At 60.7% G+C, this 24556-nt stretch carries 24 protein-coding genes and 1 tRNA gene; 12 read left to right on the forward strand and 13 right to left on the reverse strand.

The annotated features are described in order from the left end of the window. Nucleotides 1-113 precede the first annotated feature (113 nt). The 5 genes from gatB to WI754_RS13460 all read left to right on the forward strand — a co-directional run bounded on the left by gatB (nt 114) and on the right by WI754_RS13460 (nt 3705). Nucleotides 114-1616 carry an Asp-tRNA(Asn)/Glu-tRNA(Gln) amidotransferase subunit GatB gene (gene gatB, locus WI754_RS13440; protein WP_349433949.1) on the forward strand — a complete coding sequence of 501 codons (1503 nt, stop codon included), beginning with the start codon at nt 114-116 and terminating at the stop codon, nt 1614-1616. A 3-nt stretch (nt 1617-1619) separates the two neighbouring features. Continuing rightward, nucleotides 1620-2117, forward strand: a complete 498-nt coding sequence (locus WI754_RS13445) for a GNAT family N-acetyltransferase (protein WP_349433950.1) — start codon at nt 1620-1622, stop codon at nt 2115-2117. Between the two features lie 30 nt (nt 2118-2147). After that, entirely contained in the window at nt 2148-2621 is a 474-nt protein-coding gene (locus WI754_RS13450; RefSeq protein ID WP_349433952.1) for a GNAT family N-acetyltransferase, read from the forward strand. Between the two features lie 107 nt (nt 2622-2728). After that, nucleotides 2729-3124, forward strand: coding sequence for an NADH:ubiquinone oxidoreductase subunit NDUFA12 (locus tag WI754_RS13455; protein ID WP_349433953.1), 396 nt, complete (start codon nt 2729-2731; stop codon nt 3122-3124). Nucleotides 3125-3252: 128 nt separating this feature from the next. Next, nucleotides 3253-3705 (forward strand): DUF2155 domain-containing protein, encoded by a 453-nt coding sequence (locus WI754_RS13460; RefSeq protein ID WP_349433954.1) that lies wholly within the window; start codon nt 3253-3255, stop codon nt 3703-3705. Nucleotides 3706-3720: 15 nt separating this feature from the next. Here the strand turns inward: WI754_RS13460 and aat are convergent, their stop codons facing one another. The 5 genes from aat to WI754_RS13485 all read right to left on the reverse strand — a co-directional run bounded on the left by aat (nt 3721) and on the right by WI754_RS13485 (nt 7527). Further along, nucleotides 3721-4335, reverse strand: coding sequence for a leucyl/phenylalanyl-tRNA--protein transferase (gene aat / locus WI754_RS13465; protein WP_349433955.1), 615 nt, complete (start codon nt 4333-4335; stop codon nt 3721-3723). Between the two features lie 8 nt (nt 4336-4343). Next, nucleotides 4344-5687 carry an acetyl-CoA carboxylase biotin carboxylase subunit gene (gene accC, locus WI754_RS13470; protein WP_349433956.1) on the reverse strand — a complete coding sequence of 448 codons (1344 nt, stop codon included), beginning with the start codon at nt 5685-5687 and terminating at the stop codon, nt 4344-4346. 10 nt (nt 5688-5697) lie between these two features. Next, nucleotides 5698-6165, reverse strand: coding sequence for an acetyl-CoA carboxylase biotin carboxyl carrier protein (gene accB / locus WI754_RS13475; protein ID WP_349433957.1), 468 nt, complete (start codon nt 6163-6165; stop codon nt 5698-5700). A gap of 22 nt (nt 6166-6187) precedes the next feature. Beyond that, nucleotides 6188-6634 (reverse strand): type II 3-dehydroquinate dehydratase, encoded by a 447-nt coding sequence (gene aroQ, locus WI754_RS13480; protein WP_349433958.1) that lies wholly within the window; start codon nt 6632-6634, stop codon nt 6188-6190. A gap of 125 nt (nt 6635-6759) precedes the next feature. Further along, on the reverse strand, nt 6760-7527 hold the full coding sequence (locus WI754_RS13485) for a DsbA family protein (RefSeq protein WP_349433959.1): 768 nt from the start codon (nt 7525-7527) through the stop codon (nt 6760-6762). A 223-nt stretch (nt 7528-7750) separates the two neighbouring features. Between WI754_RS13485 and WI754_RS13490 the strand changes: the two genes are divergently transcribed. Continuing rightward, nucleotides 7751-8908, forward strand: coding sequence for an aminotransferase class I/II-fold pyridoxal phosphate-dependent enzyme (locus WI754_RS13490; protein WP_349433961.1), 1158 nt, complete (start codon nt 7751-7753; stop codon nt 8906-8908). 169 nt (nt 8909-9077) lie between these two features. Here WI754_RS13490 and WI754_RS13495 read toward each other — a convergent pair whose 3' ends face one another. Then, entirely contained in the window at nt 9078-9293 is a 216-nt protein-coding gene (locus WI754_RS13495; protein ID WP_349433962.1) for a hypothetical protein, read from the reverse strand. Between the two features lie 161 nt (nt 9294-9454). Further along, the gene (locus WI754_RS13500; RefSeq protein ID WP_349433964.1) at nt 9455-12319 is read right to left on the reverse strand and encodes a ribonuclease E/G; all 2865 of its coding nucleotides are present in this window, start codon (nt 12317-12319) and stop codon (nt 9455-9457) included. Nucleotides 12320-13127: 808 nt separating this feature from the next. Between WI754_RS13500 and WI754_RS13505 the strand changes: the two genes are divergently transcribed. The 3 genes from WI754_RS13505 to prfB all read left to right on the forward strand — a co-directional run bounded on the left by WI754_RS13505 (nt 13128) and on the right by prfB (nt 18378). Beyond that, entirely contained in the window at nt 13128-14327 is a 1200-nt protein-coding gene (locus tag WI754_RS13505; protein ID WP_349437811.1) for an N-acetylmuramoyl-L-alanine amidase, read from the forward strand. 366 nt (nt 14328-14693) lie between these two features. Further along, nucleotides 14694-17147 (forward strand): penicillin-binding protein 1A, encoded by a 2454-nt coding sequence (locus WI754_RS13510; RefSeq protein ID WP_349433966.1) that lies wholly within the window; start codon nt 14694-14696, stop codon nt 17145-17147. A gap of 99 nt (nt 17148-17246) precedes the next feature. Continuing rightward, nucleotides 17247-18378, forward strand: a protein-coding gene (gene prfB, locus WI754_RS13515; RefSeq protein ID WP_349433968.1) for a peptide chain release factor 2 whose coding sequence is annotated in 2 segments (ribosomal slippage) — nt 17247-17315 and nt 17317-18378 — 1131 coding nt in all. Because the reading frame shifts where the segments join, the coding sequence is not laid out codon by codon here. 72 nt (nt 18379-18450) lie between these two features. On the opposite strand, the gene WI754_RS13520 is transcribed toward prfB, so the two are convergent. From WI754_RS13520 to WI754_RS13540, 5 genes are all read right to left on the reverse strand, one after another. Continuing rightward, entirely contained in the window at nt 18451-18990 is a 540-nt protein-coding gene (locus WI754_RS13520; protein WP_349433970.1) for a hypothetical protein, read from the reverse strand. A gap of 147 nt (nt 18991-19137) precedes the next feature. Continuing rightward, nucleotides 19138-19911, reverse strand: a complete 774-nt coding sequence (locus WI754_RS13525) for an NAD kinase (RefSeq protein ID WP_349433971.1) — start codon at nt 19909-19911, stop codon at nt 19138-19140. A gap of 219 nt (nt 19912-20130) precedes the next feature. Further along, nucleotides 20131-20206 (reverse strand) — tRNA-Thr (locus tag WI754_RS13530). A gap of 124 nt (nt 20207-20330) precedes the next feature. After that, on the reverse strand, nt 20331-21059 hold the full coding sequence (locus WI754_RS13535; protein WP_349433973.1) for a YoaK family protein: 729 nt from the start codon (nt 21057-21059) through the stop codon (nt 20331-20333). Nucleotides 21060-21153: 94 nt separating this feature from the next. Further along, entirely contained in the window at nt 21154-22098 is a 945-nt protein-coding gene (locus tag WI754_RS13540) for a LysR family transcriptional regulator (protein ID WP_349433974.1), read from the reverse strand. Between the two features lie 145 nt (nt 22099-22243). Here WI754_RS13540 and WI754_RS13545 point away from each other — a divergent pair, with 145 nt between their 5' ends. The 3 genes from WI754_RS13545 (at nt 22244) to WI754_RS13555 (ending at nt 23638) form a co-directional block, all read left to right on the forward strand. Continuing rightward, nucleotides 22244-22870 carry an FMN-dependent NADH-azoreductase gene (locus WI754_RS13545; protein WP_349433975.1) on the forward strand — a complete coding sequence of 209 codons (627 nt, stop codon included), beginning with the start codon at nt 22244-22246 and terminating at the stop codon, nt 22868-22870. A gap of 200 nt (nt 22871-23070) precedes the next feature. Next, nucleotides 23071-23283, forward strand: a complete 213-nt coding sequence (locus tag WI754_RS13550; RefSeq protein ID WP_349433977.1) for an alkylphosphonate utilization protein — start codon at nt 23071-23073, stop codon at nt 23281-23283. 145 nt (nt 23284-23428) lie between these two features. Continuing rightward, the gene (locus tag WI754_RS13555) at nt 23429-23638 is read left to right on the forward strand and encodes a hypothetical protein (RefSeq protein WP_349437813.1); all 210 of its coding nucleotides are present in this window, start codon (nt 23429-23431) and stop codon (nt 23636-23638) included. A gap of 6 nt (nt 23639-23644) precedes the next feature. Here WI754_RS13555 and rlmB read toward each other — a convergent pair whose 3' ends face one another. Beyond that, nucleotides 23645-24526, reverse strand: coding sequence for a 23S rRNA (guanosine(2251)-2'-O)-methyltransferase RlmB (rlmB, locus tag WI754_RS13560; protein ID WP_349433978.1), 882 nt, complete (start codon nt 24524-24526; stop codon nt 23645-23647). Between the last annotated feature and the right edge of the window lie 30 nt (nt 24527-24556).

A 24556-nucleotide genomic window follows, 5' to 3' on the forward strand; every position in this document is an offset into this window, starting at 1 on the left:
AACGCCCGAATCTCAGCCGTCAATGAGTCAAGCGGGATGCGACAAGCCTTGCACCCCCAAGCCAATTGTTCTACCCAGAGAAACACGATTTTAAGCTTACAGAAGAGCCTTCCATGACCCTTGTCGATGTCCGCATTTCCGATCCGAAACGCTATGTTCCAGGCGCCACCGGCGACTGGGAAATCATCGTCGGCATGGAAGTGCATGCCCAGGTGACGAGCAATTCGAAGCTGTTCTCGGGTGCGTCCACGACCTTCGGCAATGCACCGAACTCCAACGTCTCGCTCGTTGATGCCGCCATGCCCGGCATGCTGCCCGTCATCAACGAGGAATGCGTCAAGCAGGCGGTGCGCACCGGGCTTGGCCTGAAGGCGCAGATCAACAAGCGCTCGATCTTCGACCGCAAGAACTATTTCTATCCGGACCTGCCGCAGGGCTACCAGATTTCGCAGTTCAAGGACCCGATCGTCGGTGAGGGCAAGATTGTCATCTCGGTCGGCCCGGACCGCCAGGGCCAGTTCGAGGATGTCGAGATCGGCATCGAGCGGCTGCATCTGGAGCAGGATGCCGGCAAGTCGATGCACGACCAGAACCCGACCATGTCCTATGTCGACCTCAATCGCTCGGGCGTGGCGCTGATGGAAATCGTTTCCAAGCCCGACATGCGCTCGTCCGACGAGGCCAAGGCCTACATGACCAAACTGCGCTCGATCGTGCGCTATCTCGGCACCTGCGACGGTAACATGGACGAGGGCTCGATGCGCGCCGACGTCAACGTTTCGGTGCGCCGCCCGGGCGAAGGGTTCGGCACGCGCTGCGAGATCAAGAACGTCAACTCGATCCGTTTCATCGGCCAGGCGATCGAATACGAAGCCCGCCGCCAGATCGGCATTCTGGAAGATGGCGGCACGATCGATCAGGAAACCCGCCTGTTCGATCCGAACAAGGGCGAGACGCGGTCGATGCGCTCCAAGGAAGATGCACATGACTACCGCTATTTCCCGGATCCGGACCTTCTGCCGCTCGAATTCGATGACGCCTTCATCGAGGATCTGAAGGCGCATCTGCCGGAACTGCCCGACGACAAGAAGGAGCGCTTCGTGCGCGACCTCGGCCTGTCGATCTATGATGCCTCCGTACTCGTCTCGGAAAAGGCGATCGCCGACTATTTCGAGGCCGTTGCCGCCGGCCGTGACGGCAAGATCGCCGCCAACTGGGTGATCAACGACCTGCTGGGCGCCTTGAACAAAGCCGGCAAAGGCATTGAAGAAACTCCGGTTTCTCCCACCCAGCTTGGCGGTATTCTCGACCTGATCAAGTCGGAAGTTATCTCCGGCAAGATCGCCAAGGACCTGTTCGAAATCGTCTGGAACGAGGGCGGCGATCCGGCGGAACTGGTCGAATCGCGCGGCATGAAGCAGGTGACCGACACCGGCGCCATCGAAAAGGCCGTGGACGAGATCATCGCCGCGAATCCGGACCAGGTCGCCAAGGTTCAGGCGAAGCCGTCGCTCGCCGGCTGGTTCGTCGGCCAGGTGATGAAATCGACGGGTGGCAAGGCCAATCCGCAGGCCGTGCAGGCTTTGGTCAAGGCAAAGCTCGGGCTCGAGGACTAACCGGTGTTCTTCGTCCGCTCAGCTTCGGAGCGCGATCTTGCCAGGGTGAGCGCGCTTCTCAGCGAAACATGGCACGCCACCTATGACACCCTTTATGGCGTTGAAAAGGTCGCGCAGCTGACGGCGAGATGGCATTCGGTGCCGGCGCTGAAGGCAAGGCTTTCCCGCAAGAATGCTGAGTTCGTGGTAGCGGACAACGGCAAGGATATTGGCGGCATGGGCTTTGCTGCGATGTCGGAAACCCTCAAGAAGGGCGCGGTCCTGCATCAGCTCTATGTCCTGCCGAAATTCCAGCGCCAGGGCATCGGCCGCGACATGTTCGCCGAACTCGAAACCTGCTTTCCCGACGCCGAGTTCATGCAGCTCGAAGTGGAGCCCGAGAACCACGCGGCCGTGGCCTTCTATGAAGCACACGGTTTCGTGAAAATCGGCGAGACGGCCAATTGCGGCGACGGCCAATCGGGCATTCCCGCGATCATCATGGAAAAGCCGCTCGGCTGAGCAGACAGCAAACGCAGCGGGAATCTGACAATGCACGGAACAAAACTTCAAATATCGATAAGGAAGGCAAAGCGGGACGATCTGCCCGATATCATTTCGCTGTTCGCATCCGATGTGCTGGGCGGTCACGGCGATACCAGCGAACCGGATGCCTACTCCGATTATCTCGCGGCATTCGAGCGCATCGCGGCGGCGCCCAACGAAGCGCTCTATGTCGCTGAGCTCGACGGCGAAGTCGTCGGCACGTTCCAGACGACCGTCCTGACCAGCCTTGTCGGTCGCGGCAGCTCGAACATGATGATCGAGGCGGTGCAGACCCGGCAGGAGATGCGGGGAAAGGGGATCGGCGAGATGATGATGCATTTCGCCATCGGCGAGGCCCGCCGCCAAGGCCTTTCCAAAGTGCAATTGACCTCGAACAAGGACCGCCGGGACGCGCATCGGTTCTATGAACGGGTCGGCTTCGAACCTTCTCACCTCGGCTTCAAGATGCGTTTGAAATGACGCTGCGGCAACGGAATCACTGGACATTGAACAGGCTGCGCGGCATAAGCGGAACAGCACTCTAGGATATCCCGCGCGGTTGTTTGGCGCGGTCAAGGACGGACATCATGAAGTCTCTGTTGCAGATTTTTACCTGGTGGAATGGACAGACGATCGGCACGCGCTTTCATACCTGGCGCTTCGGCAAGCGGGTCGGCGAAGATACTGCCGGTAACGTCTATTACGAGGGTGGCAAGGACTCCGAAGGCCGCACCCGCCGCTGGGTGATTTACAACGGTTATGCCGATGCTTCCGCCATTCCGCCGGGCTGGCATGGCTGGATGCATCACCGCACCGACGTTTCGCCCGCCGACGAAAACTATCAGCCACGCGAATGGCAGAAGCCGCATCGCGTGAACGGCACCGGCACGGCGGATGCCTATCGTCCCCAGGGCTCGATCAGCAATAACGGCGAGCGTCCGCGCGTAACCGGCGATTATGATGCCTGGACACCACGTTCCTGAGCCGAATTTTTAAGGCGAGGCCTTTCCTGACTTTCGATTGCACCCGGGGCACCATGCCTCGGCCACATTTCATGTTTAGCGCCTGATACCCGGTACTTTGATCGGGATCGCGCGGGAGACGGGCGTAAATGGTAGTTTTAAATCAGCGAATTGAGATGTGCCGGGCCTTTGCAGCGGCTGCCCTGTTCGCGATTGCCGGTGCCTCGCTTCTGTCCATGACCGCTGCTGCTGAGGCTGCGCGGATCACCAATCCGGTCGCAGTCTTTTCAGGCATCGACAAGATCACCGGCCGCATCACTACCTTTGACGTCTATATCGGCGAGACCGTCCAGTTCGGCGCCCTGCAGGTGACACCGCGCGTCTGCTACAGCCGCGACGATACCGAGGCGCCGAAGACCGACACCTTCGTCGAAGTCGACGAGATCACCCTCGACCGCAAGATCCGCCGCATCTTCACCGGCTGGATGTTTGCTGACAGCCCAGGCCTGAACGCCGTCGAACATCCGGTCTATGACGTCTGGCTGAACAGCTGCAAGGCAAAGTCCGACCTGCCGCCACCGGACGCCGCGGCCAACCAGTAGACAAAGTCCCGATTTTCAGAATTTGATGTGCGGCGAGGCGATGGCGCGCGCCAGCATCTTTTCGTAGCGCGCTTTGGGCACGTCGATGGCGCCGAAGCTTTTCAGATGTTCGGTGGTGAATTGCGTGTCGAGCAGCGTGAAGCCGCGCTTGCGCAGGCGCTCGACCAGATGGACGAGGCAGATCTTCGAGGCGTCCGTGCGGCGCGAGAACATGCTTTCGCCGAAGAAGGCCGAGCCAAGCGAAACCCCATAGAGCCCTCCGACCAGTTCGTCACCCTGCCATGCTTCCACGGAGTGTGCGTGTCCCATGCCGTGCAGCGTCGCATAGAGCGAGCGGATTTTGGCGTTGATCCAGGTTGTCGGGCGGTCCGGGGCAGGCGCCGCGCACCCTTCCATGACCTCTTCGAAGGCCGTGTCGTAGCGGATATCGAAGGGTGCACGCCTTACCTTTTTCGCGAGGCTTTTCGAAATGTGGAAGTTATCGAGCGGGATGATGCCACGCAGTTCCGGCTCGACCCAGAAAAGCTCCGGGTCGTCGGCGGAATCGGCCATTGGGAACAGGCCGATGGAATAGGCCCGCAACAGCAAGTCCGGGGTGATGTCCGGCTGCCGGCTGCGGGGTCCTTTCATTCAAAACCTCATTCGGACGGCTGGGCCAGATAGTGCTCCAGCCAGTGGATGTCGTAATCGCCGTTGGCGATGTCCTGATTGTTGATCAGGTCCTGGAACAGCGGCAGCGTCGTCTTGATGCCGTCGATGACGAATTCGTCCAGCACGCGGCGCAGGCGCATCATGCATTCGACGCGGGTACGTCCATGCACGATCAGCTTGCCGATCAGGCTATCGTAGTAGGGCGGGATCCGGTAGCCCTGATAGGCGCCGGAATCAACGCGCACGCCAAGACCGCCGGGCGCATGGAAATGCGTGATCGTGCCGGGCGAGGGCACGAAAGTACGTGGGTCCTCGGCATTGATGCGGCATTCGATGGCATGGCCGGAGAAGACCACCTCTTCCTGTGTCACCGACAGGCCGGCGCCGGAAGCGACGCGGATCTGCTCGTGGACAAGGTCGATGCCAGTGATAGCCTCGGTGATCGGGTGTTCCACCTGCAGGCGGGTGTTCATCTCGATGAAGTAGAACTCACCGTTCTCATAGAGGAACTCGATGGTGCCGGCGCCGCGATATTTCAGCTTGCGCATGGCGTCGGCGCAGACTTCGCCGATCTTCATCCGCTGCTCGACGTTGAGCGCGGGGGAGTTGGCTTCCTCCCAGACCTTCTGGTGGCGGCGCTGCAGCGAGCAGTCGCGCTCGCCGAGATGGATGGCATTACCTTCACCGTCGCCGATGACCTGGATTTCGATATGGCGCGGCTTGCCAAGGTATTTTTCCATGTAGACGGCGTCGTTGCCGAACGCAGCCAGAGCCTCCGAACGGGCAGTGGAAACGGCTTCGGACAGATCGTCCTCGCTACGGGCCACCTTCATGCCGCGTCCGCCGCCACCGGCCGTCGCCTTGATCAGCACCGGGAAGCCGATTTCGCGGGCGATAGTCAGCGCGTTCTCCGGCTTTACCTCACCGGCGGAGCCGGGAACGACGGGAATGCCAAGGGACTTGGCGGTCTCCTTCGCCGTAATCTTGTCGCCCATGATGCGGATGTGATCGGCGGTCGGGCCGATGAAGGTGATGCCATGCGCGTCGAGAATATCGGCGAACTTGGCATTCTCCGACAGGAAGCCATAGCCCGGATGCACGGCATCGGCGCCGGTGATCTCGCATGCCGCGACGATCTGATGGATGTTCAGATAGCTGTCGCGCGATGGCGGCGGGCCGATGCAAACGCTCTCGTCGGCAAGGCGGACATGCATTGCATCGGCGTCGGCCGTGGAGTGGACGGCAACTGTCGCAATTCCGAGTTCCTTGCACGCACGCAGGACCCGAAGGGCGATTTCGCCGCGATTGGCGATGAGGATCTTGGAAATCATCTGTGATGGCCTATTCGATGATGATCAGCGCTTCGCCGTATTCGACCGGCGCGCCGTCTTCAACGAGGATTTCGACCACGCGACCGGAACGCGGCGCGGGAATCTGGTTCATCGTCTTCATGGCTTCGATGATCAGGATGGTCTGGCCTTCCTTGACCGTGGCGCCGGCTTCGACGAAGGGGCGCGAACCCGGAGCGGGCGACAGGTAGGCGGTGCCCACCATCGGCGCGGTGACGGCGTTCTTCGAGGCCCTTGCGCTCTCCGCAGCAGTGGCCTGGGCCACAGCGGCTGAAGCAGCCTGAACCGGTGCTGCCATGGCCGGAACCGGAGCGGAGACGTATTGCGGTGTCCCCGCGCGTGATACGCGGATACGCAGGTCTTCCTGTTCCACTTCGATTTCGGTGAGATCGGTTTCGTTCAGGATGTTGGCGAGATCGCGGATCAGCGTCTGGTCGATGCCGGGTTTCTTGTCAGCCATGGATGAGAGCCTCGTGTTCTTTTTATTTCGTGTGTTGCGTGAGTGTCTTTAGCGCATTGAGCGCGAGAATGTAACTGTCGGCGCCGAAGCCGCAAATCACGCCCTTTGCCGCCGGGGCAAGCATCGACTTGTGCCGGAATTCTTCGCGGGCGTGGACGTTGGAAAGGTGCACTTCGATGACCGGGATGCCGATGGCCTTCGCAGCATCGTGCAGCGCGATCGACGTGTGGGTATAGGCGCCGGCGTTGACGACAATGCCCTGCGCCACGTTCCCCGCCTCGTGAAACCAGTCGACGAGGTCGCCCTCATGATTGCTCTGACGGCAGATGACATCGAGACCGAGCGTTTTGCCATGTTCCACGCACATTGCCTCGATATCGGCCAGCGTCTGCCCTCCATAAATCCCGGGCTCACGTTTGCCGAGCGCGTTGAGGTTGGGGCCGTTCAGCACGAAAATTGTCGATGGCATAGGGGGTCTGGTCCGATAATCGAGCGTTACCTATAGACGGATGGTTCCGCGAGGAAAAGCCCTACGGCCCCTCGTGGCTGTTGTCCACAAGCGATAACGTGCGATCCTGCTGGCAAAATCGGCTTTCAGCAGCTGGTCTTGCCGCAAGCGCGGACATTCGCGACCTTCGTTTCCAGTTCCTCTGCGCCAACCGCGCCGAAAACGGCCTCCCGGCCGACGACATAGGAGGGCGTGCCGGTGATGCCGAGGTTATTGGCAAGCGTATACGCTTCCTTGACGGCTTCGTCCTGTGTGTTCTCGTCCATCTTCTTGCGAAGGTCGGCTTCCGCAACGCCGAGCTTCCCGGCAACGGCGATTGCCGTTTCCTCCGTTGCACGTTCCTCGCCGCCGAGCAGCGCGCGGTGGAAATTACCGTATTTCTCCGGCGCAATCTCACGGAAGGCGGCACTTACCTTGTGCGCGGCCATCGAATCCGGTCCGAGGATCGGCAGTTCCTTCAGCACGAAACGGACGTTCTTGTCTTTTTCGAGAATGGCGTCCATGTCGGACAGGGCGCGTTTGCAGTAGCCGCAATTGTAGTCGTAGAACTCGACGATGGTCACGTCGCCGTTCGGATTACCGAGCGTGACATCATATTTCGACTGGAAAATCGCTTTTTCATTGTCGCTGATGGCAGCTTCCGCCTGCTGCAGCTGCTCGTCGGCCTGTTTCTTCTTCAGCGCCTGCTGCGCTTCCAAGAGGATTTCCGGATTTGCGACGAGGTATTCCTTGATGAATTGGCCGATCTCCTGCTTCTGCTTGTCATCCAGCGCCTGCGCTCCTTGAGGCAGCGCAGCCGTCGCCGAAAGCAGGATAAGCGTTGCGGCGATGGTCTTTCGAGCGTTGAATGCCATGTCTTCCTCGTAGCCTTTTGTCTGTGTTCGGTCTGTCGTTCAATTGCCGAGGCGGGGTCAACAGGCTTGTTTGAAAGACAACAGAATTTCTGCAGCCAGCATAGGGGCGCACGGCGCCAAACGAAACTGCAAAATCGGCGGAAATGCGGCGCTCGCGCACTTGTGAAGCCCATTGTGATCAGGCACATGGCTTGCAGAGATCAAAAATATCGAGGATGTGCTGTTGAAGCCGCTTTCCACCCGCAGCTCCGTCGAACCCTTCCACGCCATGGATGTTCTGGCCGAAGCAACGAAACGCCGTGAGGCCGGATATCCGGTTATTTCCATGGCTGTGGGGCAGCCGAGCCATCCGGCGCCGAAGGCCGCATTGGAAGCTGCGCGCGCGGCACTCGTGCACGGGCGGTTGGGCTATACGGATGCGCTTGGAACCTCCTCGCTCCGGATCGCGATCGCCAAGCACTATCGCACGCGCTACGGCGTGGAGGTCGATCCGCAGCGGGTCGCGGTGACGACGGGATCGTCGGCCGGCTTCAATCTGGCGTTCCTGGCCCTGTTCGATCCCGGCGACTGCGTTGCCATCGCCCGGCCTGGCTATCCGGCCTACCGCAACATCCTGGCAGCGCTCGGCCTGACGGTCGTCGAAGTCGAGGCGGATGCCGAAAGCGGGTTCACGCTGACGCCGCACAGTCTCGAGGCGGCCGCGGCAAAAGCCGGAAAACCACTGAACGGTGTTCTTTTGGCAAGTCCTGCCAATCCGACCGGCACTGTCACGGGCAAGGATGGGCTGAAGGCGCTGGCCGATTACTGCCACGACCGCGGCACGGCCTTCATCTCCGACGAGATCTACCACGGCCTGACCTTTGCGGGCGAGGAGACGACCGCGCTCGCCGTCACCGATGAGGCAGTGGTCATCAATTCCTTCTCGAAATACTATTGCATGACCGGTTGGCGGATCGGCTGGATGGTGCTGCCGGAAACGCAGGTGCGTGCCTTCGAGCGCATCGCCCAGAGCCTCTATATCTCGCCGCCGGAACTGTCGCAGATCGCCGCCGAGGCTGCCCTTGGGGCCGAGGCCGAGCTTGACGTCTACAAGGCATCCTATGCCGCGAACCGCGAGCTCCTGTTGAAACGCCTGCCTGAGATCGGCTTTTCCATCGCCTCGCCGATGGACGGCGCCTTCTACGCCTATGCCGATGTCAGCCGGTTCACCAATGACAGCATGGATTTCGCCAGGAGGATGCTGGCGGAAATCAACGTCGCGGCAACGCCAGGGCTGGATTTCGACCCGCTCGAAGGGCACCGTGCGATGCGGTTTTCCTATGCCGGCGCAGAGGCCGACATGGCCGAGGCGATGGATCGCATCGCCCGCTGGCTGACGTAATTGTTGAACGATATCAGATGATTGCCGGATTTTCCGGATTCAGATAGCGATGATACTGAATCAAACTGTGAAGCGTTGAGCTGCTTCGCGGGCGGTGGAGCTTGAGGTCTGCGATGCGCGCCCCAACGGACGCGCAATGGTTTGATATCCTCTATGAAGACAGGAGGCCTCAGCGGCAAATGCGGACTTTCCGGACGACCGGATTGCCCCGGTCGTCAACCGAACGGATTTTCCGGACCACACAGATCGGTTCATATGCGGTGTCATAGCTCTTATAATAATAGTCATTGAAGCGTTGGCGACTGTAGCTGTCGGCGTGGATTGGTGCTGCCAAGGAAACCGCCGGGACGGCGGTAAGGGCCGCGGCGATAACGAAGCGTCGCATGATTGTCTCCTCCGGTTGGCGTCGGACGAGCCCATCTCGTCTACTGAGGCACGATCCCATGAGAGTGGTATTTTCGCTGTTCCTTATGAAACAGGAGCGGACACAAAAAAACCGGCCAATCGCTTGGCCGGTTTTTTCAGTTTCGGTTTGTCAGATGTCGCTCAAAAGAAGCCGCGCTTCTGCCACCAGCCGCCCTTCTTGGGCTTCGGCGGTTCGCCGCCGTCTTGAGTGGCGGAGGATGATTTTACCACCGGTTCGCTGGCAATCGAATCGATGTCGCGGTTGGCACGAACCGGCTTCGTCTCGTCAAGGGAAGCTGCTGCCTTTTCGATGACGGGCTCCTCAGCAACGACGACGTCCTGCGGCTGTGCCTCGATAGCTGTCTGCACCTCTGCATCGGCGGTCGCGGCAGGCGCTTCCTCGACAGGGGCTTCCTCAACAGCCGCGGCGACGGCCTTCTTGCTGCGGCCGCGCTTCGGCTTGGCGGGTTTTGCCTCTTCTTCGGCGACGACAGGTGTCTCGGACGCCGCTTCTGTTGCTGCAGCCGATACAGTCGCCTCTACAGTCGCCTCGGCCTCGTCAGCCGGCGATGCGTCGAATTCAGTCTCCGACAGTTCATCGTTCACCGTCTCGCCACTGACGGCAAGGTTTTCGCCCTCGGCTTCTTCCGGCCGGTTGCGTCGGCCGCCACGCTTGCCGCGGCGGCGCCGCTTGCGCTTCTGGCGTTCTTCCTCGCTCAACCCGGCATTCTGAGCATCATCGGCAGCTGCCAGAGCGGCATCGTCGTCGCCTTCGTCCTCGTCGCCATCCTCATCCGATATGTCGTCGGAGGCGGCGCCGGCTTCCGTGGACGTTTGTTCGCCATTCGGGCCGGTACCGCGGCCGCCACGACGCCGGCGGCGGCGCTTGCGCTTACGGTTGCCCTGGTCGTCGCCCTGTGCGGCCGGTTCGCGCTCGGCGCGCTCGGCCTTGGCCTCGACCACGGCTTCTTCTTCGTCCTCGATATCCTCTTCGATGACGATATCATCGTCATCCTCGGGCTCGGGCTCGAAGTGGATGATCTGCTCGATCTTGACCGGATTTTCGACGGCTTCGCCACGATCGATGGCAAAATGCTGCGCACCGACATGGGCGTCGGCTTCGACGATGATCTGCACGCCGAAACGCTCTTCGTAATCAACGATCGTGCCGCGCTTGTGATTGAGCAGGTAGAGCGCAATATCCGGCGTCGTGCGCACGGTGATGTTGTGCGTGGTGTTCTTCAGCAGATATTCTTCCACGCCGCGCAGGACATGCAGGGCGACGGAAGACTGCGAACGGATGTGGCCCGTGCCGTTGCAATGCGAGCAGACCTGCATCGTCGATTCGAGAACCGATGCGCGAATGCGCTGCCGCGACATTTCGAGCAGGCCGAAATGCGAGATGCGGCCGACCTGGATGCGGGCCCGGTCGTTCTTCAGATGATCCTTCAGACGCTTCTCGACAGCGCGGTTGTTGCGCTTTTCTTCCATGTCGATGAAGTCGACGACGACGAGACCGGCAAGGTCGCGCAGGCGCAGCTGTCGCGCGACTTCTTCGGCGGCTTCGAGGTTCGTCTGGAGTGCGGTATCCTCGATCGAATGTTCACGGGTTGAGCGGCCGGAGTTGACGTCGATCGCCACCAGCGCTTCGGTCTGGTTGATGATGATGTAGCCGCCGGACTTCAGCGTCACCTGCGGCACCAGCATGCGGTCGAGCTGGGCTTCGATGCCCGAGCGCGAGAAGATCGGGTGTACATCGCGATACGGCTGAACCACCTTGGCGTGGCTCGGCATCAGCATCTTCATGAAGCCCTTGGCTTCCTTGTAACCTTCCTCGCCGGCAACGATGATCTCGCTGATGTCCTTGTTGTAAAGGTCGCGGATCGAGCGCTTGATCAGGCTGCCTTCTTCATAGACGAGGCAGGGAGCGGTCGAGGACAGCGTCAGCGTGCGGACGTTTTCCCACAGGCGCATCAGATATTCGAAGTCACGCTTGACCTCGACCTTGGTGCGGTTGGCACCGGCGGTGCGCAGGATGACGCCCATGCCCTGCGGCACGTCGAGCGCGCGGGCGATTTCCTTCAGGCGCTTGCGGTCCGGCAGGTTGGTGATCTTGCGGGAAATGCCGCCGCCACGCGCCGTGTTCGGCATCAGTACCGAATAGCGGCCGGCAAGCGACAGGTAGGTGGTCAGTGCCGCACCCTTGTTGCCGCGTTCTTCCTTGGCCACCTGTACCAGCAGGATCTGCCGGCGCTTGATGACTTCCTGGATGCGGTACTGCTTGCGCGGCTTGCGAACCTGACGATCCGGCACTTCTTCCATGGCGTCTTCTGCGCCGACGGATTCGATGACTTCCTTCTCTTCCGGATGGCCATCGTCATCGTCATCGTCATCGGAGTTGCGGCGGCGGCCACGTGTCTCTTCCGAGATGCTGTCGGTATCGACCATGGCGGCCATCTCGCCGGTCGAACCTTCCTCGCCGTCGGCGTCGGAAACGTCCGCGGCGGCTTCTGCCGTCTCGGCTGCCGCCTTCTTGGTCCGGCGCGGGCGCTTTGCCTTGGCCTTCGGCTTTTCCTCGACTGCGGCTTCTTCCGGCTCGGCAGCGGTCTCGGCTGCCTCGACAACGGTTTCTTCCGTTGCAGCTACTGTTTCCTCATCGAAATCAGGGCCGAGATCCGTGCCGGTCTCGACATGCTCGATATCGTCATCCCGGCGCGCTTCCTCAGCTTCCGCCTTCAGCAGTGCCTGCCGGTCGGCGAGCGGGATCTGGTAGTAGTCGGGGTGGATTTCGGCGAAGGCCAGAAAGCCGTGGCGATTGCCGCCGTAATCGACGAAGGCGGCCTGCAGCGACGGCTCCACGCGCGTGACTTTCGCGAGGTAGATGTTGCCGCGGATCTGTTTCTTGTGTTCGGATTCGAAGTCGAATTCTTCTATGCGGTTTCCGCGTACGACAACGACGCGCGTCTCTTCAGCGTGAGACGCATCGATAAGCATTTTCTCTGCCATGTAAGTGGTGCTCCTCGGCGCAACCGAGAAACGGTAGGAAAATCACGCCCCGGAGGACACGTTCCATACAGCTCAGGTTTTTCGCCGGATGTGAATGTTCCTGCATGGTCGGGGAGATGGTCCAACAGCCAGACGGCAGCCGGAACGGTTTCGTTCCGGGGCCTGTTTACTTCTGACCGATACTGCTGAGACAACGTCAATGACCAAACAAGAATGCCAATGTACTAGGCCTTAAGGCCCGATGAATGTGCCCGGTCACGGGCTTTCGGTGATCGTCACCATAAACGCACCGGCCACCGCCGGAATTTCACGATTCAGTATGCGAGGAGAAGGTGGAGCGACGGCGGATGAAGCGCGACTGCTTGTCCGAGACATGATCCACGCTGAACCGGTCTTACCGGTTCCGATCAGGCTCTGGCGCCAGGGCTTCAAAAACCCTTTGGCTGCCGGTCGTCGATTCTATCCCGTCAACACTTTCTCCCTCTGAAGCTTTTATGTTTTCTATGTCACAATGGCAAGGGAAAAGCCGGAACGGCCATAATATTGATTGATTCGCTTGTCGGGGTATGCACTGCCAGGATGCCGGTTTTGGCAGCTTCGGGGCATGTTTTTCGCCGCGGCGACCGGCCGCCGGAGGTGTTTGTCGCGTTTGGCAAGGCTTGGTTAACCATATGGGGTCATGGATGATCGGAATGGCAACCGGCGGTGTGCATGGCCAGATCCTGAATCAGGAGGCGGTGTCCGAATTGTCCGTGACGCGCCGGTCGCGCATCCGGCGAAGCGCTGGCGACAAGGAAAAGCGGGTTTGATCCAATCTGTGATGATGCGGCAATGTTTGCTCTGGCTTTTCGTCCTGTGTTCGGCACTGGGAGCGCAAGCCGCCGAAGCACCGTTGCTCGCTTATGGCGCACGGATCGCGGGTGATGACGCCCGTACCCGGGTGGTCATCGATTTCGACAAGAAGCCGGTCTTCTTCGTTCACTATGTCGCCAACCCGACGCGCGTCATTGTCGATTTGCCCGAAACGTCGTTCGGATTGAAACCGGAGGACCTTGCAGCGCGTGGCCTGTTCACCGAAATCCGTTACGGTGCCATGGGAGCCGGCAGCGCGCGTGTCGTGCTGACGGCAAACAAGCCGGTGGAGATCACCGTCGCGGATGTGAAGGCCGACGAGGAGGGCAGGGGCTTCCGTCTGGTGCTCGATGCGGAGCGTGTGACAGACGAGCGCTTTTCCGTGCTTATTGACGAGCAGAAATGGACAGGTACCGTCACGGCCACCAAAACGGACCGTGTCGTCCAGCCGCCGACTGCAGGAGAATTTGTGATCGCCGTCGACGCCGGGCATGGCGGCATCGACACCGGCGCGATCGGGACCGATACCAAGATGGAGGAGAAGAGCGTGACGCTGGCCTTCGCGGGCGAACTCGTGGAGACGCTCAACAAGGAAACGGGTGTCAAGGCGTTCCTGACGCGGGAAAAGGACGAGTTCCTGTCCTTGCCGGAACGGGTGCAGATCGCTCGCCAGCACGGCGCCAACCTGTTCATTTCCGTGCATGCCGATACGCTCAAGCAGCACGACATCCGCGGCGCGACCGTTTACACCATCTCCGACAAGGCATCCGACCATCTGGCGGCCAATCTTGCCGAGCGCGAAAACTTGTCCGACGAGATTGCCGGAATGACGTTGCAGAGTGAACCCGCCGAGGTCGCCGACATTCTTATCGATCTGACGCGCCGCGAGACGCAGGCGTTCTCCGTCAATCTTGCGCGCTCCGTGGTCTCGTCGTTCGAGGGGCAGATCAACCTCATCAACAATCCTCATCGCTATGCCGGCTTCAGAGTCTTGCAAGCACCCGATGTTCCGTCGATCCTGCTGGAGCTCGGATTTTTGTCCAACAAGCAGGACGAGAAACTGCTGGTCGATCCGGTCTGGCGCAAGAAAGTCGCGGGCCTTTTGGCCGGTGCGGTGCGCACCTATCGGGGCGGGACGGTGGCAAATGGTGGTTAAGGCATGGTCGTGGAGACTGCGGCCTGATCTGTTCCCCGTTTTCTAAAGCAATAACGTTTGATGTGATTTGTGTCGCTGGAGTAACAGCGATATCGTTTTCAAGGGGATGCGGCGTGTTAATGCGTCGAAAGCCCTATTTTGCTCACAATCCGGTCGCTATCCGGAAACCTGAATTTTGCGATTGGCAGTCTGGAAGAAGGTGGCCGATCGTAAACGTGAAGGCGAGGGCTGCGGGACAACCGGCACCGGCGTTCTTTGCGGTTTAATTCGTTCGGCGTGATTGCATTCGGACAAGGTGCGGGGTAGGCCCACCGTGCTCGCGTGCTCCGCACAGAGAAACGACAACAGGGTACCGGTATCTGGCTGATGATCAGACTGATTGGATATTTCTTCGGCATTGGCGCATTTCTGGTGCTCGGCGTGGCCGCAGCGGCCGCCGTCTATCTTGGCCATGTTACCAAGGACCTTCCGGACTATGAGGTTCTCAACAGCTATGCGCCCCCGGTAACGACCCGCGTTCACGCCGGCAATGGCGCCCTGATGGCCGAATATGCCCGCGAGCGCCGCCTTTATTTGCCGATCCAGGCGATTCCGGACCGCGTCAAGGCCGCCTTCATCTCGGCCGAAGACAAGAATTTCTATCAGCATCCGGGTGTCGATATCACCGGTCTTGCCCGCGCCATCACGGTCAACCTGCAGAACTTCGGTTCCGGCCGTCGGCCCGTGGGCGCCTCGACGATCACCCAGCAGGTTGCCAAGAACTTCCTGCTTTCGGCCGACCAGACGATCGACCGCAAGGTCAAGGAAGCGATCCTGTCTTTCCGCATCGAGCAGGCCTACAGCAAGGACCGCATTCTCGAACTCTACCTCAACGAGATTTTCTTCGGCCTGAATTCCTACGGCATCGCCGGCGCAGCACTCACTTATTTCGACAAATCGGTGACGGAACTGACGATCGCCGAGACGGCCTATCTGGCGGCACTGCCAAAGGGCCCTTCCAACTATCACCCGTTCCGCCGTGAAAAGGCGGCGCTCGAGCGTCGCGACTGGGTCATCGACCGCATGGTCGAGAACGGCTACGTCACCAAGGCCGATGGCGAGGAAGCCAAGAAACAGCCGCTGGGCGTCAGCGTCCGGCGCGGCGGCTCGCACCTGTTCGCCTCCGAGTATTTTGCCGAGGAAGTCCGCCGCCAGATCATCCAGCGCTACGGCGATAATGCACTCTATGAAGGCGGCCTGTCCGTTCGCACCTCGCTTGATCCCCGGCTGCAGGTCGAAGCCCGCAAGGCGCTGCAGAACGCACTGGTCTCCTATGACGAGCGGCGCGGGTTCCACGGCGCGCTGAAGACGATCGAAATCGGCGGCGACTGGGGTGGGCCGCTGGGCAAGCTTGAAGCGCTTTCCGATGTGCCGGAATGGAAGCTTGCCGTCGTGCTCGCCGTCGATGACAACGGCGCCGAAATCGGTATCCAGCCGGAAAAGGATGGCGGCGGCAAGGTTGGCGCCGACCGCCTGACTGGGCACATTACCGCAAAGAACATGCAGTGGGCCTATCGCTCGTCGACCGGGGATCGCAAGTCGGCAAAATCACCGGAAGGCGTGGTCGGTCCCGGCGATGTCGTCTATGTCGAGGCGACGGACGTGGACGGCGAATATCGCCTGCGCCAGCCCCCGAAGGTGCAGGGTGGCCTCGTTGCCATGGATCCGCAGACCGGCCGCGTCCTGGCCATGGCAGGTGGCTTTTCCTATGGGCAATCGGAATTCAACCGCGCGACCCAGGCGATGCGCCAGCCCGGATCGTCCTTCAAACCTTTCGTTTACGCGGCCGCGCTCGACAACGGCTATACGCCGGCTTCCGTCATCCTCGACGCGCCGTTCGAACTGGTCACTGGCGGTCAGGTCTGGCGCCCGGAAAACTACGGCGGCGGCTCGGCCGGCCCCTCGACGCTGCGTCTCGGCATCGAAAAGTCACGCAACCTGATGACCGTGCGGCTTGCCAACGACATGGGCATGAACCTCGTTGCCGAATATGCCGAGCGGTTCGGGATCTACGACAAGATGATGCCGGTGCTGGCGATGTCGCTTGGTTCGGGCGAGACGACGGTGCTGCGGATGGTTTCGGCCTATGCCGTGCTTGCCAATGGCGGCAAGCAGATCAAGCCGTCGATGATCGACCGGATCCAGGACCGCTACGGCAAGACGATCTTCCGCCACGAGGAGCGCACCTGCGACAATTGCAACGCTGCCGATTGGGAGGACCAGGAAGAGCCGGTTCTCACCGACAATCGCGAGCAGGTCCTTGATCCGATGACCGCCTACCAGATCACCTCGATGATGGAAGGCGTGATCGCGCGCGGCACCGCTGCCGGCAAGATCAAGCTCGATCGTCCGGTGGCCGGCAAGACCGGCACGACCAATGACGAGAAGGATGCCTGGTTCGTCGGTTACACGCCGGACATGGTCGCCGGCCTCTATCTCGGTTTCGACAATCCGGCGCCGCTCGGACGCGGTGCGACGGGCGGCGGTCTTGCAGCCCCCGTTTTCAACGATTTCATGCAGGCGGCGATGCAGGGCACCCGCCCGGTCAAGTTCGTGCCGCCGGAGGGAATGAGCCTTATTCCAGTCAACCGCAAGACCGGCATGGCGGCGGCCGAGGGCGACCCGGACACGATCATCGAAGCCTTCAAGCCCGGGACAGGCCCGGCCGAGACCTTCTCGGTCATCGGTGGCGCCGACGAGTATATTCCGCCGGAGGAAATCCTGAAGGCTTCGCCGCAGGCAAACGACGCCATCAACCGCGGCTCAAGCGGGCTGTTTTAACGCCCCTAATCTGCCTTTACCGGCGCCCGCCGTCTTTACAGGAGCGGCGGGCGTCGTTATTCACGGCGCACATTTCATTCCAGTGCAAGAAGCAGGACAATGCGGACCGAAATCGAGAATATTGTCGACGAAATCAAGCAGGCCATAAGCCTGCTGAGGAGGCATCTTTGACTGGGACCAGGCGGTAAGACGACTGGACTGGTTGAACAACAAGGCCGAGGATCCAAACCTCTGGAACGATGCGAGCGAAGCGCAGAAACTGATGCGCGAGCGCCAGCAGCTCGATGATGGCATCAACAGCGTTCGCTCTTTCGAACGGCAGATGCAGGACGCCATCGATCTCATCGAACTCGGCGAGGAAGAGGGCGATGCCGATATCGTCAAGGAGGCGGAAGAAGCGCTGAAGGCGCTTCGGGCCGAAGCGGCGCGGCGCCAGGTCGAAGCCATGCTCTCGGGCGAGGCCGACAGCAACGACACCTATCTTGAAGTGCACTCCGGTGCCGGCGGCACCGAAAGCCAGGACTGGGCAAACATGCTTCTGCGCATGTATACCCGCTGGGCCGAACGGCAGGGCTTCAAGGTCGAGCTGATGGAAATCCATGATGGCGAAGAAGCCGGCATCAAATCGGCGACCTTGCTCGTCAAGGGCCACAATGCCTATGGCTGGCTGAAGACCGAATCGGGCGTGCATCGCCTGGTGCGCATCTCGCCCTATGACAGCAATGCCCGCCGTCATACCTCGTTCTCGTCCATCTGGGTCTACCCGGTGGTCGACGATTCGATCCAGATCGACATCAATGAGAGCGATTGCCGCATCGACACCTATCGCTCGTCCGGCGCCGGCGGCCAGCACGTCAACACGACCGATTCGGCCGTGCGCATCACGCACATGCCCTCCGGCATTGTCGTGCAATGCCAGCAGGAACGCTCGCAGCACAAGAACAAGGCCAAGGCCTGGGACATGCTGCGCGCCCGCCTCTACGAATCGGAACTGAAGAAGCGCGAAGACGCGGCCAACGCCGAAGCCGCATCGAAGACCGATATCGGCTGGGGCCACCAGATCCGCTCCTACGTGCTGCAGCCCTACCAGCTGGTCAAAGACCTGCGCACGGGGGTAGCGAGCACCGCGCCGGACGACGTGCTCGACGGTGATCTCAACGAGTTCATGGAAGCGGCCCTGGCCCATAGGGTCAATGGCGGCGCCGATGCCGTGGTCGACGATCTCGCTTGAGGCAAACACGTGGTGACAAACAAAAAAGCCGGGCGCCTCGATCGTCCGGCTTTTTGCTTCTGTGCATGCCGATCAGTTAGTTTCGCGCTCGACCTTGATGTCACCGATGTCGTCGATCAGCACGGTCCAGGTTTCCGGTTCCGTTGCCGCAGGATCGGTCTTCAGATAGACGGTGGCAAACAATCCCGGCTGCCGGGCAACGCCATCCGATGTTTCCGGCCGGATGTCGGTCACATACACCTTCATAGCGGAAAACTCTTCGAGTTCCGCGGACGAAACCACCTTCGGCCCCGCGGCGCCAAGTGCGATCTGCTGCAGGAAGACGTGGGTATTTCCCTCGGGCTGACGGACGGCGACAATCTTGTAATATCCGCGCTGCGCCGCCGTGGGCGACGAACTCGCTGCCGGTGCGTTTTCCGTCTTGGCGGCGTTCGGATCAAGCACGCTCAGCGGATCACCGCTCTCTTCCCAATATCCGGTGCTTGTCACGAAAATGATATTGTCGGGCATGAGAACGGTGTCGTCGGCATGGGCGAAAGACCCGACGGCGAGGAGCAAGACCAGACAGCAGGCGGAAAGCGGGGCTGTCCTAAAATTTCGAAGCTGGAGCATCGTCTTCGCCTTTGGTGCGCTTACGTGACAGCAGGATGCTCGGGTGCCAGCATCCCTTGCGGGCCTGGAGGCACACTGAAGTGTTGCACACCTTCAACTGGAATCGATTCCAATTCAAGAGATTGCTGGATGTGCGAGGCGACGGTGCTAGTTCGAGAATTGCTCGGCGAGAATGCGGTCCGACCAGGAGTAATCCGGATCCGAAAGAATATGGGCCGTGATGTTCTCCGATTCGGCGATGCGGACCTTGACGACAGATTTGACTTCGACGTGATCGGCCACTGCGTTGACCGGGCGTTTATCCGGCTCGAGAATGGCGATATCGACCGTGACCTTGTTGGGCAGGAGTGCACCGCGCCAGCGCCGCGGCCGGAAGGGGCTGACGGGGGTGAGTGCCAGCAGCGGCGCTTCGAGCGGCAGGATGGGGCCGTGGGCGGAGAGGTTGTAGGCGGTGGAGCCTGCCGGCGTGGACAGCAGTACGCCATCGCAGATCAGCTCCTCTAGCCTGACACGGCCATCGACGACGACGCGCAGTTTGGCGGCCTGATAGGACTGGCGAAAGAGATAGACCTCGTTGATGGCAAGCGCCCGGAAGCGCTTGCCATCGGTATCGACGGTCTGCATTTCCAGCGGCCGGAAAGTGTTTTCGACGGCCTCGGCGAGGCGCTCGTGCAGATTTTCGGTACTGTAACGGTTCATCAGAAAGCCGATCGAGCCGCGATTCATGCCGTAGACGAGCTTGCCGGAATTCATCGTCTCGTGCAGCGTGTGCAGCATGAAACCATCGCCGCCAAGGGCCACGATCACATCCGCTTCGTCCGGATCATGCTGGCCGTAAAGAGCGATCAATTCCTCTTGAGCCTTTTGCGCCTCGACTGTAGCGGAGGCCGCGAAGGCGATGGTTTTGAACGTGCGAGCCATGAAATGCCTGTATGTTTATGAAAAGGGCGGCCGCGGACTGTAAGCTCCGAAGAAATCCTGCGCGTCCGTTCTTCAACTGACGGCAGTGTCACCGCCGCCGATACCATCGGTATCATGCATAAAAGATCAAGGTGTGAAAGGAAAAGAATGTGCAGCGGAGTGGAGCGATGTCGAACCCGCGCAATGGGTTAGTAGGAGGCATCGCGCAAAAAAATGAAATGGTGCCCCCACCAGGACTCGAACCCGGGACCCCCTGATTACAAATCAGGTGCTCTACCAACTGAGCTATAAGGGCAGCATGTGCGGCAGGGAGTTAGCATATTCTGATCGTGTGTAAAGGGAAAATGCAGTCGCCCGTCTGCTTTTCCAGCTTCGACGGTCGCAGCGGCGCTTTGGTTCTGCAGAGCCTAAGGGTGTGATCATAGACCGGATCTCGGCCGAATGTGTACTGGCGGCGGCAGCGAGCGATGGGCGTGACGTTTCTGGAGCCGCGGCGGAATGAAGAAGACGACAATCGCAATGAGCGCCGACAAAGCGCAGGCGAGCCAGAGCACGCTGGCGCCCAACGCCCGTTCGAGAAAGGCGCCGCAGATACCGCCGGTCGCCATGCCGAGCCAGGGGACAATTTGCATGATCCAGTCGCGCCGGGGCGCACCGACGATCCAGCTGCCGAGCCCTCGGCCGAATCGCGAAAGGCCGCCAGTCACATAGGTCAGTCCGATGGGCAATCCCTCGATGTGTTCGACGGCGGCATTGACCAGTCCCATGGCAAGCACAATCGCGTAGAACTGAAGCGTTGCAAAATCCGGGCCTGTCACGATGGCAGCAACGCCCAGGATGACGGTAACCCCGGTCAGGACGCGGAAGGTGCGCCGTGTCGCATTATGGGCGATGATGATGCCGAGCGCGTTGCCGGCGACAAACATCAGGAGGGCGCCCAGCAGGATCACCGCATATCCCGTTTGCCCATCGGCGAGCGCGACGGCGGCGCGGGTCGTGTTGCCGCTCATGAAGGAAACGAAACTGCCAGCGATAAGCAGCCCTGCGGCGTCGGTCATGCCGGCGAGAAACGAGATTGCAGCGACAAGAACAGTACCGATAGCGGTTCTGCGCCTGCGGATGATGCGCCGCCTCCGTTCTATCGTCATGTTTCCTGCTCCCCGCCGCCGCCGATTCGCTGATGGAGTCAGATTGCTCGCTCCAGAACCGTTCGAACAAGGGGGCGCCGAGCCGCCGCTTATATTATTCCGCGGCGTCAAGCATCGCCGGGGCCGGATCGATTTCCTTGCAACGAGACATGGCGCCGGGCAGGTTTTCGGCGAGGAAATCGATGAGCGCCCGGACGCCGGGCAGGATGCCGTGGCGCGAGGTGAAGACCAGGTGCACGATGGCGTCGTTGGAAGACCATTCGGGCAGCACCGGCAACAGTACGCCGGTGCGGAAGGCGCGTGCACACAGATGATCCGGCAGGAGCGCGATGCCCACGCCTTCGATCGCCGCGCGTTCGAGAATGCCGAAATCGCTGCAGCCGATGATCGGCTGGTGAACAATATCGCGCTTCGTGCCATCGGTGTGATTGAGCTGCCAGGTGTCGGAACTGTGCTGTTCGTTCATGGAAAGCGTCGGCATCGTGCCGAGCGTGTCGATCGTCACGTTGCCGATCCGATCCATCAGCGCCGGGCTCGCTGTCAGGAACTGGCGGGCTTGACCAAGCTTGCGCACGATCAGATGGTTGTCGGTATCGAGTTGGTCGCGGGCCCGAAGGGCGATATCGATGCGCTCCTCGACCAGGTCGATCCGGCGATTGGTCGTCGTGACGAGCAGCCGCACGCCGGGATAAAGCCGGTGGAAGGCGGGCAGAATATGGGCGACCATCGGCGTGAACCCGATCGGGCAGGCGAGGCGGACGATGCCGGTCGGCTCGCTCCTGGCCGCCGCGACCACCGCTTCCGCGGCTTCGACGCCGGAGAGGATTATCTCGCAGCGCTCGTAGAAGGCCTGACCGATCTCCGTCACGCGCAGCTTGCGCGTCGAGCGTTCGAGAAGGCGAACGTCGAGCTGCTGCTCCAGCCGTGCCACATGCTTGCTGAGCTTGGATTTCGGAATGTTGAGAACACGAGCGGCGGCGGAAAAGCCCTTGTGCTTCACCACGGCAGCAAACAGCGCGAGGTCGTTCAGGTCCTGCATGTCACACCTTCCATTTCGTCCAACGTCGAGACTGGATTGTCTCTATCAGGAAACAGTCTGTCAACGAAGGGCGGACTTCTCGGCTCATTGTTTTGAATTCATATGTGACGCACCCAAACGCCACTCAAGACACGAAGGTGCCACCATGAACATTCTCCATATCGACTCCGGTATCCTGGGAGATCATTCCGTATCCCGTCGCCTGACAGCGTCGATCGTCGCTCGCATCAAGGCAGAGCGCCCGGGTGACACCGTTACCTACCGCGATCTCGCCGCTGCTCCGCTGGCGCATCTGAACGGTTCGCACCTGATGGCGGCCTCGGCCAATCCGGAAGGCCTCGACGCCTCGCTTGTTTCCGAGCTTGACGCCGGCCGCGCCTCGCTCAACGAATTCCTTGCTGCCGACGTCGTCGTCATCGGCGCACCGATGTACAATTTCGCCATTCCGAGCCAACTGAAGACCTGGATCGACCGCATCCTTGTTGCCGGAACCACCTTCCGCTACACCGAAGCCGGTGTCGAAGGTCTGGCAAAGGGCAAGAAGGTGATCGTCGCCTCGACCCGCGGCGGCCATTATTCGGGTGCTTCGCCGATCAGCGCCATGGACCATCAGGAAACCTACCTGAGCACAGTGTTCGGCTTCATCGGCATCACCGATGTCGAGTTTGTTCGCGCCGAGGGGCTCGCCATCAGCCCGGATTCGAAGGAAGCAGCGATCACCGAGGCTGAAAAGGCGATCGCCGACCGCGGTCATTTCGATATCGCCGCCTGATCATCTGCGGGATCGCATAACTTTGAAAGCCGGGCACGACGCATGTCCGGCTTTCTTATATCTTGCGCTAGACCCTTCATGGGCTCACGGATGGACGCGCTTTACCCGCCGCCTTTCGAGGCTGACTGGACAGGCACCGGCGGAGGCGGTAGAGCCCGATCACAGGCTTTGGCCAACGGTATCATGATTGGAATCGAAAAGTGGACGTCAGGGACAGCAACGGCACGATCCTCGTTGAGGGCGACAACGTCACTCTGATCAAGGATCTGAAGGTCAAGGGCACATCGGAGACCCTGAAGCGCGGCACGATGATCAAGGGCATCCACCTGACTGATGATCCGGACGAGGTCGAGTGCCGCCACGCCAAGATCAAGGGCCTGGTGCTGCGCACCGAATTTCTGAAAAAGGCCTGAGCACCGGCACCGGAGGGTCTTGCCGGCATGCTCTCTTACCCTGCTTGGAGGCAGGGCATTTTTGTATTAATCTACGCTTATGAAAAGCGTTCAGACATTTTTGGTGGCGACGCTTGTTTCGGCCTTCGCCGGAACGCTTCCAGGCATGTCGCTTGCATCGCCGCCGGACGCGCGTTGTACCTGCAGAAATCGCGACGGTTCGAAACTCGAACTCGGCCAGACCGTCTGCATCCGGATCGGTGACGTGGCCTATCTGGCGCGCTGCGAAATGGAACTCAACGTCACCACATGGCGCAAGCTCCGGGATGGCTGTCCCGAAGCGCGATTGTCGGTCGGCACTAACCTCACCCAATAGTGCTGGTCAGGCCTTTGCCAGGTAACTGCGCGCAGCATACATGGCGATCGCCGCCGCGTTCGAGACATTGAGCGACTTGATGGCGCCGGGCATATCGAGCCGGGCGAGCGCGTTGACGGTCTGGCGGGTCTTCTGCCGCAGCCCCTTGCCCTCGGCGCCGAGAACAAGCGCGATTTTCTCACCGGATAGCGTCTGCTCGAGCGGCGCGGGGCCTTCCGAATCAAGACCGACGGAAACGAAACCGAGCTTGTGCAGTTCTTCCAGCGCATCGGCCAGATTGGTAATCTGGATATAGGGGATCATTTCCAGCGCGCCGGAGGCGGACTTGGCCATGACTCCCGATTCCGTCGGGCTATGGCGCATGGTGGTGATCAGCGCACCGGCATTGAAGGCGACGGCGGAGCGCATGATGGCGCCGACATTGTGCGGGTCGGTGACCTGGTCGAGGACGAGGATCAGCGGGCTGTCCTTCAGCGCCGAAAGGCGGCGAACGGGCAGGGGCTCGGTTTCCAGCATCGCGCCCTGATGGATGGCATCGGGCCCGAGAATCTTGTCGAGATCCTGCGGTGTGACGATCTCCACCGGAAAGCCGAGCGATTCGACCGGACCGGTTTCCAGCCGGACAAGCGCGTTCTGCGTCACCGACAGCTTGGTGATCTTGCGTTCAGGATTATCGAGCGCGGCGCGAACGGTGTGGATGCCGTAGAGCAGCACCTGGTCGGGTGCCAGCTGCGGTGCCTTCCAGTCGGCATTTGATGCTTTCTTGCGGCGATCCTGGACGGGCGTCGGAATTTCGCCGCGCTCGCGCCGGGCGTCGCGATGGGCGCGGCGGAGAGTGGCGTAATGGGTGTCTTTGGCGCTCTTGTCGCCGGGAATATCTTTGCTCATGCCTGCCTTATACTGGTGATAGCGGGCACG

The organism is Pararhizobium sp. A13 (assembly GCF_040126305.1).
Lineage (GTDB): Bacteria > Pseudomonadota > Alphaproteobacteria > Rhizobiales > Rhizobiaceae > Pararhizobium.